Source organism: Agrobacterium sp. A3-95 (genome assembly GCF_053521785.1).
Genome location: NZ_JBNWDR010000001.1, coordinates 478818 through 493083, shown reverse-complemented (window position 1 = coordinate 493083; position 14266 = coordinate 478818). Strand labels below are relative to the sequence as shown.

Sequence of the window (14266 nt, the reverse complement as noted above, 5' to 3'; positions counted from 1 at the left end):
TGCAGTGGCAATTTATTGTGCGATGCGTTAGAGCTATGCATATGTTGACAGTCATAATGGAATGCCGGGATCAGGAACCGGAACTGGCGCATACGCTGTCTGCGCTTGTAACCGGGGCCGTGGAAGGGCTGGTAAGCGACGTTGTGATCCTTGATCACGGTTCGCGCGATGGATCGTCGCGCGTCGCCGATGCCGCTGGTTGCCGTTTTTATGCGCAGTGGGATATTGAGGATGTCATGCGCTCGGCGCGCGGGCATTGGATCCTGCTGGTCGAACCGGGTGCGCGTCCGCAGAGCGGCTGGATCGAAGAGATTCTCGAATATGTGGCTGTCTGTGCCGAGCCCGCGCGTTTCTCGCCGTCCCGGTATCACAAGCGGCCCTTTTTCAGCCGGATAGTGCGCCGACGTCCTCCCCTGGAATGCGGCTACCTGATGCCGAAGAAACATGCGGTGGCGATCGCAAAATCCGGCATGGGCCTGACACAGCTCGTGCACGCGCAAAAGCCGCGCCGCCTGAATGCGGAACTGGTTCCCGCCTGGACGGCGAGAACTTCCAACTAACCTGCAACGATGATGAAGCTGCTGTCCCTAGCGGGCGGTGATCACCTTGCCGGGGTTCATAATGCCGGCGGGGTCAAAGGCGTGTTTGATGCGTCGCATCAGGTCCATTTCAATGCCAGGCCTGATCGTGGCCAGCTCGTCGCGCTTCAACTGGCCGATGCCATGTTCTGCCGAAATCGAGCCGCCGAGCGACAGTACGATGCCGTGCACGATCTCGTTCATATCCCGCCAGCGACCGATGAATTCAGCTTTGTCCGCACCAACCGGCTGGGAAATATTGTAGTGGATGTTGCCATCGCCCAGATGGCCGAAGGCGCAGACGCGGGCGCCGGGAATGGCGGCAAGAACGGCCTTTTCCGCCGTTGCCATGAATTCCGGTATCTTCGACACCGGAACGGAAACGTCGTGTTTGATAGAGCCGCCTTCCGGCTTTTGCGCATCCGACATGCTTTCGCGCATATGCCAGAGCGCCTGACGCTGCGCTTCCGAAGAAGCGATCACCGCATCCTCGACCAGCCCGGCCGAAAAACCGCGCTCCAGCAGCGATTGCATCATTGTTTCAGCCGTCTCAGCCGAATCGGAGGTGGAGATATCGATGAGCGCGTACCAGTCATGCGGCGTTTGTAGCGGATCGCGCACGCCGGGAATATGTTTGGCGGTGAATTCCACGCCGATGCGCGGCATCAGCTCAAAACCGGTCAGCGCCGTGCCGCAGAGGTTTGAGGCCATTTCGAACAGCTTCAACGCGTCCTCAGTGGATCGAAGACCGGCAAAACCCACCTGATGGCCGAGCGGCACGGGGAAAAGCTTCAGCACCGCACCGGTGATAACGCCGAGCGTGCCTTCCGAACCGATGAAGAGATCGCGCAGATCGTAACCCGTATTGTCCTTTTTCAGCCGGCGAAGCCCGTCCCAGATTTCACCTGTCGGCAGCACCACTTCAAGCCCCAGGCAAAGCTGGCGCATATTGCCATAAGCGAGAACTGCCGTGCCGCCGGCATTTGTGGCCAGATTACCGCCGATGCGGCACGAGCCCTGCGAACCGAGCGACAGCGGGAACATCCGCTCCACGGTCGATGCGGCCTTGTGGATGTCGTCGAGAATGCAGCCGGCATCCGCAACGATGGTGTTGGCGACCGGATCGATGTCGCGGATACGGTTCATGCGCTCGAGCGAGAGGAGGATGTCGGTTCCGTCAGCACGCGGCGTCTGGCCACCCACAAGGCCAGTATTGCCGGTCTGCGGCACGATGGGCGTGCCGGTCTCGCTGGCGAGCTTCAGGATGGCTGCAACCTCCTCGACAGTGCCGGGCTTGAGCAGCAGCGGTGACGCACCATGGTAAAGCCCGCGATTCTCCACAAGACGCGGCGCCATTTCCACAGCGTCGCGCACCGCATTTTTTTCGCCGACAATGGCAGTGAAGCGGTCGAGGATGTCGGGGGAGGGGGCTGCGATTGTCATTGGCGTCTCGCTGTCATTTGAAACGGTGGGCGAAATGGTGAAGTACCGTCAGCCTCGCGGCGCGGCGGCGCGGGAAAGGCGGTCATTGATCGCCTCTCCAAGACCGTGTGCGGGAATGGTTGTGACCGCGATTGTCGCGGCACCGCTCGCATCGGCTGCTTTGAGATAATCGAACAGATTGGCGGCCGCCTCGGCAAGGTCGCCGGAAGGGCTGAGGTCGAGAACGGTACGGGCCGTCTCTTGTCCCTCAACCGCGATGCCGCCGAACCGGATCAGTGCCTCGTCGGAAGAAACGGACGTCGCGTCGAGGCGAACAGCTGCACCGGGCGCATAATGCGAGGCTAACATTCCGGGTGCCTCGATGGCGGCTGATGCCTTTTCCGGTCGTTCGAGCTGGGTGCCGGTGATGCGCTCGATCTCCTCGGTGACGATGCCGCCGGGACGAAGCAGCCGCACCCGCCCGTCGTCTTCCACTTTGACGATGGTGGATTCGACACCGACGGAGGCAGCACCGCCATCAAGAATGAGGTTGATCCTGTTACCGAGATCGGCCTCGACATGGGCGGCACTGGTGGGGCTGATCTTGCCTGAACTATTGGCACTGGGCGCAGCAAGAGGTTTGTCGAACCGGCGGATCAGATCACCGGCGAAACCCTGCGGAACGCGAATGCCGACGGTATCGAGCCCCGCCGTTGCGAGTGAGTGAATGCCGCTTGCCGGTTTCAGCGGCAGAACCAGCGTCAACGGGCCGGGCCAGAAGGCTTCGGCGAGGCGTCGGGACACGGGATCGAAAACCGCATAACGTTCGGCCATGGCGATATCGGCCATATGGCAGATCAGCGGATTGAACTGCGGCCTGCCTTTCGTTTCGTAAATGCGGGTAATGGCCGCCGGATCGGTGGCGTCCGCAGCAAGGCCGTAGACGGTTTCCGTGGGCAGGGCGATTGGCTGGCCGCGGGAAAGCTCCTCGACGGCCGCCTGCAAGGCGGTTTCCCGCTCGTTTTCGATATCGATATGACGCGCCATGATGCTGCCTTTCAGGGCGTCAATAGCGTATTTCAGGGCCTTATGGAAAGCGCTATCGTGGCTTTTATATTGCCTTGATGATCTTGCGCATCTCGTCCGAGCGGGCTCCGAGCATAAGCACGTTTTTGAGCGCTACGCGCGGGTCGTGGGTCTGGAACAGCAGGCCGCCGCGATGGAAGGAGGTATCGATGGCGACGTTCTTGTTTGGAAGCGCGTTGATGGCGACTGCGAAATACATCCGCGAATAGCGCGCATCGATGTTTTCGAAGAAGTTCTCGGCCCCACTCAACTCGGCAAAGAAATTCGCGAAATAGAATGACCAGAGCACATGACGCTCGGCGTCGAAACTGGTTTTCGCTGCCGTGACATGGCAATAGCCGAGATGCGGCCGCTCATCCAGCAGATGGTGGAAAACCATCTTGGGAAAACGGATGGACTGGTGAAAGCCATTGAGACGGCTATGGGTGGCGTCGGCAGCAGCCTCGAGCTTGCGCCCGGTCATCGCCGCGACTTCTTCATGGCTGTAATAGACGCGTTCCCTCGGCAGCCACCGTTCTTCGTAGCGGCTGATGCGCCCGGTTCGCAGGAAATCCGAATGCGCGGTCTTTGAACGTATCGGCGTGACCGAATGTTTGCCGGCATCGAAATAACGTATGCGTGTCGCCTTCTCCACCCGGAACGCCCTCGTTGTTGTCGATCAGGCAATATAGTTTAGGGCATGTTAAAACTCCGTTGCGCCACACCCCCCGTTTTTTAACGGGTAGAGAGGGAGCTGCGCGACATCATGCGTCATATTGCGACGTTGTTTCCGGCGGGGAATAGCTGCCGGATTTCGCAGCGGAATGGCGTGCAACGGCCATTGGCGCATGTCGCAATTTGTCGCCAATGCGGAAGCCGATGTCGCTGTCTGCGCTACCGCAAATGAACGCTGATGTTTAGATGGGATCACACTTCCGCAGTCCGATAAATGGTGTGGGGCAGGGCGGTTTGATCGAGGATTTGGCCATGGAATTGCGTGATACCGTACTGCGTCAGCTGAAGAACCGCCGCGAAGGCTTCAGCCTGGAACAGTCTTTCTACACGGACCCGGATTATTTCAATCTGGACATGGAAACCATCTGGTACCGCGACTGGCTGTTTGTCGGCCATGATTGCGAAGTGCCGAAGGCCGGTAACTACATCACCGTTCAGGTCGGCGCCTATTCCGTCGTCATCATTCGCGGTCGCGATGGACAGATTCGCGCCCTCCATAATTCCTGTCGCCATCGCGGTTCCCGCGTCTGCTCTTCTCATAAGGGCCAGTCCGCACGCCTCGTCTGTCCCTATCACCAGTGGACCTACGATCTGGACGGCAAGCTGCTGTTTGCCCGCCATATGGGCGATGATTTCGACAAGGCTGAATTCGGCCTGAAGCCGGTCCACTGCGAAACCGTTGCCGGTTACGTCTTCATCTGCCTGGCAGACCAGCCCGCCGATTTCGCGCCGATGCGCGCCGAGGTCGAAAGCTACATGGCGCCGCATCGCATCTGGGAAGCCAAGGTTGCGCATGAAAGCACGATCATCGAAAAGGGTAACTGGAAGCTCGTCTGGGAAAACAACCGCGAGTGCTATCATTGCGCCGCCAACCATCCGGAACTCTGCCGCACCTATCCTGAAAACCCGAGCGTTACGGGTACGGACGGTGGTGCAAGCGATCCCGAGATCGGTGGCCACTGGGCACGCTGCGAGGCTGCCGGCCTGCCGAGCCGCTTCAAGATCGATCCGAAAGGCCAGTTCCGTGTTGCCCGCATGCCGCTGATCGGCGAGGCGGAAAGCTACACCATGTCGGGAAAACGCGCCGTGCGCCGGCCGCTTTCGGATGATGTCAGCATCAGCCATATCGGCGCGCTGCTTCTGTTCCATTATCCGACGACCTGGAACCACTTCCTCGGCGACCACACCATTTCCTTCCGCGTGCTGCCGCTCAACGCCAATGAGACCATGGTCACTACCAAATGGCTGGTGAACAAGGATGCGGTTGAAGGCGTGGATTACGATCTCGAGGACCTCACGCACGTCTGGAACGAAACCAACGATCAGGACCGCCGCATCGTTGAGGAAAACGCCTTCGGCATCCGCTCGCCCGCTTACCAGCCCGGCCCCTATTCCATGGAAGACGAGGGCGGCGTGATGCAGTTCGTCAACTGGTATGCCGATTTCATGGTTGACCGGCTGTCGGGCGATAAGGCCCGCCTTTCGGCAGTAGCGTAACGCGAAGATGAATATGGCTGTGACCTACAAGCACATAGACGAGATGAAGCCGTGGAGCGACAAGCTCCACCTGCTGGAATGCATTTCGGTGACGCCCGAGACGCCTGACGTGATGACATTCCTGTTCCGGTCGGAGGATCAGAACTGGTTCCGTTACCTGCCGGGCCAGTTCGTGACGCTGGAGTTGCCAGTAGGCAAGGAGCCGCTCTACCGCACCTACACATTGTCCTCCAGCCCGTCGCGGCCCTATGCGCTGTCGGTCACGGTCAAGGCGCAGGCCACCAGCATCGGCACGCGCTGGATGTTCGACAATCTGAAGCCCGGCATGAAAATCCGGGCACTCGGCCCGCTCGGCGATTTCTCTTATGTCCGGCATCCCGGCGACAAATACCTGTTCATCTCGGCCGGCTCCGGCGTGACGCCGATGATGTCGATGGTGCGCGACATGAGCGACCGCGCGCCGCAGAGTGACATCGCCTTCATCAATTGCTCGCGCTCGCCATCCGATATCGTGTTCCGTCACGAGCTGGAATATCTTGCCCGCTTCATGCCGAAACTGTCGCTCGGTTTCATCGTGGAAAATTGCGGCCGCACTGATCTCTGGTCCGGCTTGAAGGGCATGGTCGACAAGGCCAAGATTGCGCTTCTGTCGCCTGATTTCATGGATCGCACGGTGTTCTGTTGTGGACCGGAGCCTTTCATGGCCGCCATCCGCTCCATGCTGGATGCTTCCGGCTTCGACATGAGCCGTTACCACCAGGAAAGCTTTTCGCCGGCCGCCCCGGTTGCCGTGGGCGAGAGTATTCACACCGTTGCGGATGGCGAAGCACTCTCGATGGTGGGGTTTACGCTTTCCGGCAAGGAAGTGCCGTGCCAGCCCGGCCAGACCGTTCTGATGACGGCGCGCGCCGCCGGTGTGCGCATCGGTGCCGCCTGCGAATCGGGAATTTGCGGCACCTGCCGGGTGCTGAAGCTCTCCGGCGAGGTGGAGATGAACCACAATGGCGGCATTCTCGATGACGAAATCGATGAAGGCTATATTCTCGCCTGCTGCTCGCGGCCGTTGACCGACGTGAAGGTGGAAGCCTGAGCACACGAAATCCTGCGTCTTATGCGGGAATCTATTTTTGAACCGGAACCAAAGGTCTTAAAACTCGTTTGCACGTCATCGAATTCTTTTCGGGTGTTTCAATGGGGCTGCCCCTACCTCCGACAAGACCGAGTAGTTAGAAAGCGCGGTTCAACGCGCCACAGCAAACGGAGGAAAGATCATGATGAATTTCCGCACGACGAGCGTCGCTACGGCGGTTGTCCTGTTCCTGACAAGCTTCACGCCGTCGCAGGCGTTCCAGGCGCCTGTTCCGATGGCGAAGCCGGCAATCTCAACTGAGAATGTAGTGCCGGTGCAGTATCGTGAATGGGACCGCCGAGGTGACCGCAGATATGGCGACCGCATGTATCGTCCGCGCCCGTCGCGGGACGGATATTATAACGGCCATCGCGGCTATCGCGACCGCCGTCCGGGCTACCGCTATCACAACGGAATGTGGTTCCCGCTGGCGGCCTTCGCCACTGGCGCAATCATTGGCGGCGCCATGGCGCAGCCAAGACCGGCCTATGGCGGCAGCCATGTTGCCTGGTGCCAGAACCGTTGGCGCTCTTACCGCGCGTACGATAACAGCTACCAGCCGAATAGCGGTCCGCGTCGTGTATGTGTATCTCCATACAGCCGTTAAGCACGCCTTTCGAAAGCCCGGATCTGATCCGGGCTTTTGCTTTCGGGTGGCGAGTTTCGGTAACCGAAGCGTGACAACGCCGTTAATGCTGGGTTCAGGCGAAAGCGCCTAGCCTGCAACCTGTGATGTTCCAGCCAGCACCGACAAACTGGCTGGATAAAAAGAAAAAGGTGTTATTATTCACGTGCAACGGCCTGTCGACCGTCGTGAATGGAGGAAGTCAGATGAGAAGCTATGTGAAGAATATCCTGGCTGTCGGTCTTTCTGCAATCGTGGTTGCAGGAGCGATTGTTCCCGCTGAGGCAATGCCATTGCTGATGGCGCCGAAGAGTGTCGAGACCCTGGGTAACGATGCCGGCAAGAATGTCGTCAATGTGCAATACTGGCGCGATCGTGACAATCGTGGCGGCTGGGGCGGCGAACGCCGCGGCTGGTACGGCGGTCATCGCGGTTATCGCGACTACCGTCCGGGTTATCGTCACCACGACGGTTATTGGTTCCCGCTCGCAGCCTTTGCGACGGGCGCGATCATCGGCGGCGCACTGTCGCAGCCGCGCGAAGTCTACCGTCCGGTTCCGGAATATCGCCCGCGTCCGGTCTACCGCGAATATCGTCCGGTCCGTCGTGCCGGCATGAGCCAGGCGCATGTGAACTGGTGCTATGGCCGGTATCGGTCCTACGATGCCTATAGCAACACGTTCCAGCCCTACAATGGCCCACGCCAGCCCTGCTATTCGCCTTACAGCTGATAGCACTACTCCGTCACTCCGGCCTTCATCCGGCAAGACGGAGTAGCGATTGACCAGCCTGATAGTTATTACGAGCCGCCCGGATACGGGCGGCTTTTTGTTTTCACAGAATGCGCGCCCGCTTCAGCACGAACCAGGCAAGCATAACCGAAATCACGATGAAGATGCTGGCCGCCATCGTGCCGCCTGTGCCGACCGTAAATGGCAACTCATCCGTGTTCATGCCGAAGAAGCCGGTGACCAGCGATGGCGGCAGCAGGAATGCCGTCATCAGCGACAGGATATAAAGATGCCGGTTGGTTTCGGACGAGAGCTTGGAATCGATTTCCTCATGCAGCAGCCTTGCGCGTTCCTGAAGGGCGTAGACATCGTGATCGACGGCCTCGAGGCGGCCCATCAGCCGCGAGGCGACATCCTCGAAACCGTCAGGCATCTCGTCCTCATCGGCGGCAGACGCCCGCCGCATCAGGGTGAGCACCGTGCGCAGATGCCGGTGGAGGCGAACGACCGTGCGCCTGAGCGGCGCAAGCCGCCGCCGCTCGTCGCGGTTTTCGCTGTCATAGACCAGATCCTCGATGGCATTCAGCTCTTCGGTCGTTTCCATCACCAGGCTGATCAGCGAACGCTGGAATTCCGCGACGAGGCCTTCGAAGACATGGGCCGGCGTGAGGTAGCGGTTGGAATTCTTGTCGACTGCCGCTTTCAGCCGGTCTACTGAGCGCAACGGTTGCAGACGGGTGGTAATGATGAAACGGTCGCTGACCGCGAAATGCAGCCAACCGAAATCACGCGTTTCCTGATCGAACTCGCGCTGGAAATCGACCAACGTCCCATAAAGTGACTTTTCATCCACCGTGATGGACGGATGGGTTTCATGGGTGGTGAGGCTTGCCAGCGCTGCCGGATCGAGACCATCGATCGTTTCGAGAAAGCCCGCCACCCGCTGATCCGCAAGATTGAGGTGCAGCCAGAAGAAGCCCTCGCATTGCGCCATCTCGCCAAAGCCCGCATCGGGCGCAAGCCGCCGGCATGGCGCCGTTCCGGGGTGGAATTGATAGGCCCAGACGAGGCCGGGGATAGCGGGCGTTATGAGATCCATCGTGGTAGTCCTGACCGGCGGAATGGGAGGGGAGGCGTCCGTCGCCCCAAGACGGAAACGGCAGCGGTGGCACGGCACCTGTCAGCGCATGCTGAGCAAATTCATATGACAGTTTTATAACAATCCCGCTTAAAAGGCGGGAATTTTCAAATTGACGTTTACGTAAAAATCATTTAGCCCGAAAGCAACAGCACGATAGGCAAGAGCTTCGGGAGGAGGCAGCATGTATACCGCGCCGGTGGATGATATCGCCTTTACACTCAAACACGTGGCGGGTCTGCAAGACGCGTTGTCCAGGGGTGCTCTGGGAGACCTCGGTGAAGATGTGGTCGATGCCATATTACAGGAGGCCGGCCGTTTCGCCACCGAGCAGGTCGCCCCGCTTGCCGATATAGGCGACCGACAGGGCGCGCGGCTGAGCGACGGCAAGGTCTCAACGCCGGACGGCTGGGCCGATCTTTATCGGCGCTGGGCTGAGGCCGGCTGGAACAGCCTCACCGCACCGGAAGAATTCGGCGGCCAGAACCTGCCGCATATGCTGAATGTCGCCGCACTCGAAATGTGGAATTCCGGTTCCATGGCTTTCGCGCTTGCGCCGACGCTCACCATGGGCGCGGTGGAAGCTCTCGTTGCCCACGGTAGCAACGACCTGAAGCGCATCTATCTTCCCAAACTCGTCTCCGGCGAATGGACCGGCACGATGAACCTCACCGAACCGCATGCGGGATCGGACCTTGGCGTGCTGAAAACCCGTGCCGAGCGTAATGGTGACGGCAGTTACCGCATTTTCGGGCAGAAGATTTTCATCACCTGGGGCGAACATGACGCTGCGGACAATATCATCCACCTCGTTCTTGCCCGCCTGCCGGATGCGCCGGCCGGCACGCGCGGAATTTCGCTGTTCCTCGTGCCGAAATTCCTGCCCGAAGACGATGGCACGCCGGGCAGTCGCAACGACGTCTTCTGCCATTCGCTGGAGCACAAGCTCGGCATTCACGGCTCGCCCACCTGCACGATGATCTTCGGGGACGGAAAGTTTGGCGAAGAGAAGGGTGCCTTGGGCTGGCTGATCGGCGAGGAGAACAAGGGTCTCGCCTGCATGTTCACCATGATGAACAACGCCCGCCTTGCCGTTGGCATGCAGGGCGTGGCGATCTGCGAGGCGGCGACACAGAAGGCAATCGAATACGCCAGGGAACGCACGCAGGGCAAGGCGCCCGGCTGGCAGGGTTCGGGCATGAGCCCTATCATCGAGCATCCCGATATCGCCCGTACGCTGTTGACGATGAAAGCGCTGACACAAGGTGCGCGCGCCATCTCCTTCAACTGCGCCCACGCCATCGATATGGCGCATGCCGCCGAGGACGTGGCTGAACGCGCCCACTGGCAGGAGCGCGCAGCTCTTTTAACGCCAATCGCAAAGTCCTTCTCCACCGATGCCGGTGTCGATGTCGCTTCCATGGGCATTCAGGTGCATGGCGGCATGGGTTTCATCGAGGAAACCGGTGCGGCGCGTTACCTGCGCGATGCCCGCATCGCGCCGATCTACGAAGGCACCAACGGCATTCAGGCGATCGACCTGGTGGTGCGCAAGCTGCCGCTTTCCGATGGCGCACAGGTGCGCGGTTTCATCGCAGAATTGCGTGAAATCGTCGCCCGAACTGCTGCCTCGAACCGCAGTGATCTCGGCGAGACTGCCCGTTATCTCGAAACGAGTCTCACCGATCTCGAAACGGCGACCGACTGGTTGCTGCAACGCCTGAAAGCGGGGGAAACCGAAACCGCGCTCGCCGGTGCCACGCCCTATCAGCGCCTCTTCGGGCTGGCGCTCACCGGAGCCTATCTTGCCAAGGGCGCCCTGGCCCAGGTGGATGACGGCAGGGGAGCGCATCGCGCATCGCTCTGCCGGTTTGCGGCGGAAAACCTGCTGGCGGAAACAGCAGCGCTGAGGGATCGCGTCATTGCCGGTGCAGCAAGCCTTGCCGCCGCCCGCGCCGTACTGGGTTAAGGAGAAAACCATGTCGGACGATCATATTCTCGTCGAGCGGGTCAGTCATGCACCTGACGTTCTGACCATCCGCTTCAACCGGCCGGAAAAGAAAAATGCCATCACCGATGCAATGTATCTGCGCATGGCAGAGGCTCTGAAGGCCGCCAATGCAGACCCGGATATCCGTGTCGTCGCGTTTCTGGGTACGGAAGGCTGCTTTTCCGCCGGCAATGACATGGCCGATTTTCTTGCCTTCGCCATGTCTGGCGCAAAGGGCAAGCTCGCGGTGCTCGATCTTCTGAAGGCGCTGGCAACCTTCGAAAAGCCGCTGGTTTCGGGCGTCGATGGGTTGGCCATCGGCATCGGCACGACGCTGAACCTGCATTGCGATCTGACCGTTGCCTCCAACCGCAGCCTGTTCAAGACGCCGTTTGTGGATCTGGCGCTGGTGCCGGAAGCTGCGTCCAGCCTGCTTGCGCCAAAGCTCATCGGCCATCAGCGCGCCTTTGCCCTGCTGGCCATGGGCGAAGGTTTTACCGCCGAACAGGCCTTGCAGGCCGGAATGATTTGGAAAGTCGTGGCGCCGGAACATGTCGAAAGCGAAACGCTGGCGCTTGCCACGCGGCTTGCCGCCAAGCCGCAGCAGGCGCTGAAGATTGCCCGCGATCTCGTGCGCGGCAATCCGGCGGATGTGCTGGCCCGCATCGATGAGGAAGCCCGCCATTTCACCGCGCAATTGCAGAGTGCCGAGGCGCGGGCTGCTTTCGAGGCATTCATGCGGCGTTAAGCGTTCCGGCAGGAATTCCTTGCGGTTAAGGAACCGGGTAATATGGCTTGGGTTAGATAACGCAACGTCATCCTTCGAAGGCCACCCGCTATGCGTCACTTTGTTTTCGCCCTGACCGTCCTCCTCTCCGCTGCGACTGTCGCAGAGGCAGCGGCGACCGTGCCTTTGCCGGGTTCGAGCAACAACGTCATTCTGGCGCAGTCCACGCAAGACGACAGCCCGAATTATTACTCCGGTAATTCCCGCGATCGCCAGCGCCGCGCGCGTTTCGTTTGCGTCATCACTCCACCGGACAGCGCCAATCGGCGCCGGCCCTATGTCTGCCCCATCGAGCAGGGCCGCGTTGGCGGCGCCTGCCGTTGCTCGGGCGTGGTCGGCAACGGCACTGTTGACACCGCCTGGTGATTATTTCTCCAGCGTCGCCACCGCTTCCACATGCGGCGACCACAAGAACTGGTCGACCGGCGTGACGCGCGTGACGCGATAGCCGCCCTCCACCAGAATGGCGAGGTCGCGCGCAAGCGTCAGCGGATTGCAGCTGACGGCGACGATTTTCTTCACCGCGCTGCGCGCAAGTTCCTTGCACTGGACTTCCGCACCTGCGCGCGGCGGATCGAACACCACGGCATCGTAATTCTTCATTTCGCTCGTCATCAACGGCCGCCGGAAAAGATCACGCTTTTCGATGCTGACGGGTTTCAGGCCCTGCGTGTTGCGCGCGGCGAAATCGAGCGCTTTCAGCGGCTTGTCCTCTGCCTCAACCGCATGCACGCGGCCGACGCGCGCAAGCCGCAGCGCAAACGTGCCGGAACCGCAGAAGAGATCGGCGATGCGTTTGGATTTGCCAACATGGGCAAGCACCAGTTCCGCCATGGCGTCTTCGGCCTGTTTGGTTGCCTGCGTGAAACCGCCGGCCGGTGGGGAAACCGGAATGCCGCCGAATTCGATGATCGGCTTTTGCGGTTCGATCAGGATTTCGCCTGATAGCGCGACACGGGCGATGCCACGCATTGCCAGCACCGTTTCCGTCAATGTGCGCCGCTGTTTGTCGCCGACGGATTTGATGCCTTCGACGGAAATGTCGAGGCCCGAAAGCGTTTCAAGAACGGTCATGCGGAACGGTTCTGCATTCGACGCAAGGGAAAGGCCGATTGCGCGCACGGCGTCCAGCCGCGCGACGATACCGGGCGAGGTGACGGGACATTCCTCGATGGCGACGATGTGATGGCTGTTTGCCTGGCTGAAGCCGAGCAGTAGGCCCTTTTCCGTCTTGCGGGCGGCAAACACCGCGCGGCGGCGCTCGCCGGGGCGACAGATGACGAGATCGTCTACTGGCGGCGTCAGGCCTTTCGATCTCAGCGCCGAGACCACCAGCTCCCGCTTGAAGGCGTGGTAGGGCTGGTCGGTAAAATGCTGCAGCGAACAGCCGCCGCAGGTGCCGTTAACGCCCTCGGGACCGAAGTGGCGGCACACGGGTTCGCGGCGATCCGCGGAGGCTTCCGCAATCGAGATGATGGTGCCGGTATCCTTGACCTTGGCGATCGCCACCGTTTCGCCGGGCAGGGCGAAGGGCACATAGACCGGGCCGTCGGGACAGTGCGCAATGCCGTCGCCCTGGGCGCCAAGGCTCTTGATACTGACGGTCTGCGTGCTCATGGCTTTTCGCCTCCGAGAAGAAATTCGATATTGCCATCGCCGCCGGAAATCGGCGAGGGGATGAGACCGAGGCTCTTCCAGCCCATGTCTTCAACGAGCCAGCGTTCCAGTTCGGCAGCAACGGCAGGCGCCGTTTCCGGCTCTTTCAACAGCCCGGCCTTGCTGATGGCATCACGGCCTGCCTCGAATTGCGGCTTGACCAGCAGAACCGCTTGCGCGCCGGAGGCGGCAAGTGCGAGTGCCGGGGCAAGGGCGAGCTTTATGGAGATGAAGGACACGTCGGAGACGATGAAGTCCACGGACCGGTCATCAATGTCGTCGGTTGTCAGGAAGCGCGCATTCAGACCTTCCAGATTGGTCACGCGCGGATCGTTCTCGATCCGTGGATGCATCTGCCCGTGGCCGACATCGATGGAGGTGACGTGTTTTGCGCCGCGATGAAGCAATACCTCGGTGAAGCCGCCGGTGGAGGCGCCGACGTCGAGGCATTCATGGCCCTTCGGATCGAGCCCGAAGTGATCGAGCGCGGCGGTGAGCTTGAGGGCGGCGCGGGAAACATAGGCCTGCGCCGGATCGGTAATGGCGATCTTGACGTTTCCGGCAACGGTTTGGCTGGGCTTTGTGGCCGTTTTCCCGTTGACGCTCACGGTGCCGCGCGCAATCGCATCGCGCGCACGCGAGCGGCTGGCAAAGTGGCCGAGCGAAACAAGAAGCTGGTCAAGCCGTTCATTTTCAGGTGTTTTGGACATGGTCCCGTGTCAATGACCGCCAAACCCCGCAGATGCAAGCGATTTATCGCGCGCAAGGCTTCGCAACGGCACCATTTGCCGCAGCGCAGGGTCGTTTCGTGGTCGTTAAACAGCATATGCGATTAATCCAATATAAAGGCTTGTATTGCACTTTGTCTGCAAGGCCCGTGCGGCCAGTCGGAACCTGCCATGACGGCATCTCC

The 14266-nt window shown here is 60.4% G+C and carries 14 protein-coding genes; 8 read left to right on the top strand and 6 right to left on the bottom strand.

Annotated elements, in window-relative coordinates; translation table 11 throughout:
- Positions 1-41: 41 nt before the first annotated feature.
- Positions 42-560 carry a hypothetical protein gene (locus ACQZ5Y_RS02540; RefSeq protein ID WP_003511706.1) on the top strand — a complete coding sequence of 173 codons (519 nt, stop codon included), beginning with the start codon at positions 42-44 and terminating at the stop codon, positions 558-560.
- A gap of 27 nt (positions 561-587) precedes the next feature.
- Here ACQZ5Y_RS02540 and ACQZ5Y_RS02535 read toward each other — a convergent pair whose 3' ends face one another.
- The 3 genes from ACQZ5Y_RS02535 to ACQZ5Y_RS02525 all read right to left on the bottom strand — a co-directional run bounded on the left by ACQZ5Y_RS02535 (position 588) and on the right by ACQZ5Y_RS02525 (position 3720).
- On the bottom strand, positions 588-2021 hold the full coding sequence (locus ACQZ5Y_RS02535; protein WP_174049213.1) for an FAD-binding oxidoreductase: 1434 nt from the start codon (positions 2019-2021) through the stop codon (positions 588-590).
- Between the two features lie 48 nt (positions 2022-2069).
- Positions 2070-3047 (bottom strand): L-threonylcarbamoyladenylate synthase, encoded by a 978-nt coding sequence (locus ACQZ5Y_RS02530; RefSeq protein ID WP_111783291.1) that lies wholly within the window; start codon positions 3045-3047, stop codon positions 2070-2072.
- Between the two features lie 64 nt (positions 3048-3111).
- Positions 3112-3720, bottom strand: a complete 609-nt coding sequence (locus tag ACQZ5Y_RS02525) for a DUF6656 family protein (RefSeq protein WP_013635584.1) — start codon at positions 3718-3720, stop codon at positions 3112-3114.
- 332 nt (positions 3721-4052) lie between these two features.
- Between ACQZ5Y_RS02525 and ACQZ5Y_RS02520 the strand changes: the two genes are divergently transcribed.
- From ACQZ5Y_RS02520 to ACQZ5Y_RS02505, 4 genes are all read left to right on the top strand, one after another.
- Complete coding sequence (locus tag ACQZ5Y_RS02520; protein ID WP_003511714.1) at positions 4053-5297, top strand: aromatic ring-hydroxylating oxygenase subunit alpha; 1245 nt, start codon at positions 4053-4055, stop codon at positions 5295-5297.
- Positions 5298-5304: 7 nt separating this feature from the next.
- Complete coding sequence (locus ACQZ5Y_RS02515; protein ID WP_013635587.1) at positions 5305-6387, top strand: FAD-binding oxidoreductase; 1083 nt, start codon at positions 5305-5307, stop codon at positions 6385-6387.
- Positions 6388-6568: 181 nt separating this feature from the next.
- Positions 6569-7033, top strand: a complete 465-nt coding sequence (locus ACQZ5Y_RS02510; RefSeq protein WP_003511718.1) for a BA14K family protein — start codon at positions 6569-6571, stop codon at positions 7031-7033.
- A gap of 224 nt (positions 7034-7257) precedes the next feature.
- Positions 7258-7782 carry a BA14K family protein gene (locus tag ACQZ5Y_RS02505; protein WP_003511720.1) on the top strand — a complete coding sequence of 175 codons (525 nt, stop codon included), beginning with the start codon at positions 7258-7260 and terminating at the stop codon, positions 7780-7782.
- 103 nt (positions 7783-7885) lie between these two features.
- Here the strand turns inward: ACQZ5Y_RS02505 and ACQZ5Y_RS02500 are convergent, their stop codons facing one another.
- Complete coding sequence (locus ACQZ5Y_RS02500; protein ID WP_003511722.1) at positions 7886-8881, bottom strand: transporter; 996 nt, start codon at positions 8879-8881, stop codon at positions 7886-7888.
- 223 nt (positions 8882-9104) lie between these two features.
- Between ACQZ5Y_RS02500 and ACQZ5Y_RS02495 the strand changes: the two genes are divergently transcribed.
- The 3 genes from ACQZ5Y_RS02495 to ACQZ5Y_RS02485 all read left to right on the top strand — a co-directional run bounded on the left by ACQZ5Y_RS02495 (position 9105) and on the right by ACQZ5Y_RS02485 (position 12063).
- The gene (locus ACQZ5Y_RS02495; RefSeq protein ID WP_111798836.1) at positions 9105-10889 is read left to right on the top strand and encodes an acyl-CoA dehydrogenase; all 1785 of its coding nucleotides are present in this window, start codon (positions 9105-9107) and stop codon (positions 10887-10889) included.
- A 10-nt stretch (positions 10890-10899) separates the two neighbouring features.
- Positions 10900-11658 carry a crotonase/enoyl-CoA hydratase family protein gene (locus tag ACQZ5Y_RS02490; protein ID WP_003511725.1) on the top strand — a complete coding sequence of 253 codons (759 nt, stop codon included), beginning with the start codon at positions 10900-10902 and terminating at the stop codon, positions 11656-11658.
- A gap of 90 nt (positions 11659-11748) precedes the next feature.
- Entirely contained in the window at positions 11749-12063 is a 315-nt protein-coding gene (locus ACQZ5Y_RS02485; RefSeq protein WP_003511727.1) for a hypothetical protein, read from the top strand.
- Here ACQZ5Y_RS02485 and ACQZ5Y_RS02480 read toward each other — a convergent pair whose 3' ends face one another.
- Complete coding sequence (locus tag ACQZ5Y_RS02480) at positions 12064-13314, bottom strand: class I SAM-dependent RNA methyltransferase (protein WP_174049214.1); 1251 nt, start codon at positions 13312-13314, stop codon at positions 12064-12066.
- On the bottom strand, positions 13311-14063 hold the full coding sequence (locus ACQZ5Y_RS02475; RefSeq protein ID WP_019564205.1) for a TlyA family RNA methyltransferase: 753 nt from the start codon (positions 14061-14063) through the stop codon (positions 13311-13313). The genes ACQZ5Y_RS02480 and ACQZ5Y_RS02475 overlap by 4 nt, the downstream gene beginning before the upstream one ends.
- Positions 14064-14266 lie beyond the last annotated feature (203 nt).

Coding starts and splice junctions, on each gene's coding strand:
- ACQZ5Y_RS02540 (WP_003511706.1), top strand. CDS start 42: ATGTTGACAGTCATAATGGAATGCCGGGATCAGGAACCGGAACTGGCG.
- ACQZ5Y_RS02535 (WP_174049213.1), bottom strand. CDS start 2,021: ATGACAATCGCAGCCCCCTCCCCCGACATCCTCGACCGCTTCACTGCC.
- ACQZ5Y_RS02530 (WP_111783291.1), bottom strand. CDS start 3,047: ATGGCGCGTCATATCGATATCGAAAACGAGCGGGAAACCGCCTTGCAG.
- ACQZ5Y_RS02520 (WP_003511714.1), top strand. CDS start 4,053: ATGGAATTGCGTGATACCGTACTGCGTCAGCTGAAGAACCGCCGCGAA.
- ACQZ5Y_RS02515 (WP_013635587.1), top strand. CDS start 5,305: ATGAATATGGCTGTGACCTACAAGCACATAGACGAGATGAAGCCGTGG.
- ACQZ5Y_RS02510 (WP_003511718.1), top strand. CDS start 6,569: ATGATGAATTTCCGCACGACGAGCGTCGCTACGGCGGTTGTCCTGTTC.
- ACQZ5Y_RS02505 (WP_003511720.1), top strand. CDS start 7,258: ATGAGAAGCTATGTGAAGAATATCCTGGCTGTCGGTCTTTCTGCAATC.
- ACQZ5Y_RS02500 (WP_003511722.1), bottom strand. CDS start 8,881: ATGGATCTCATAACGCCCGCTATCCCCGGCCTCGTCTGGGCCTATCAA.
- ACQZ5Y_RS02495 (WP_111798836.1), top strand. CDS start 9,105: ATGTATACCGCGCCGGTGGATGATATCGCCTTTACACTCAAACACGTG.
- ACQZ5Y_RS02490 (WP_003511725.1), top strand. CDS start 10,900: ATGTCGGACGATCATATTCTCGTCGAGCGGGTCAGTCATGCACCTGAC.
- ACQZ5Y_RS02485 (WP_003511727.1), top strand. CDS start 11,749: ATGCGTCACTTTGTTTTCGCCCTGACCGTCCTCCTCTCCGCTGCGACT.
- ACQZ5Y_RS02480 (WP_174049214.1), bottom strand. CDS start 13,314: ATGAGCACGCAGACCGTCAGTATCAAGAGCCTTGGCGCCCAGGGCGAC.
- ACQZ5Y_RS02475 (WP_019564205.1), bottom strand. CDS start 14,063: ATGTCCAAAACACCTGAAAATGAACGGCTTGACCAGCTTCTTGTTTCG.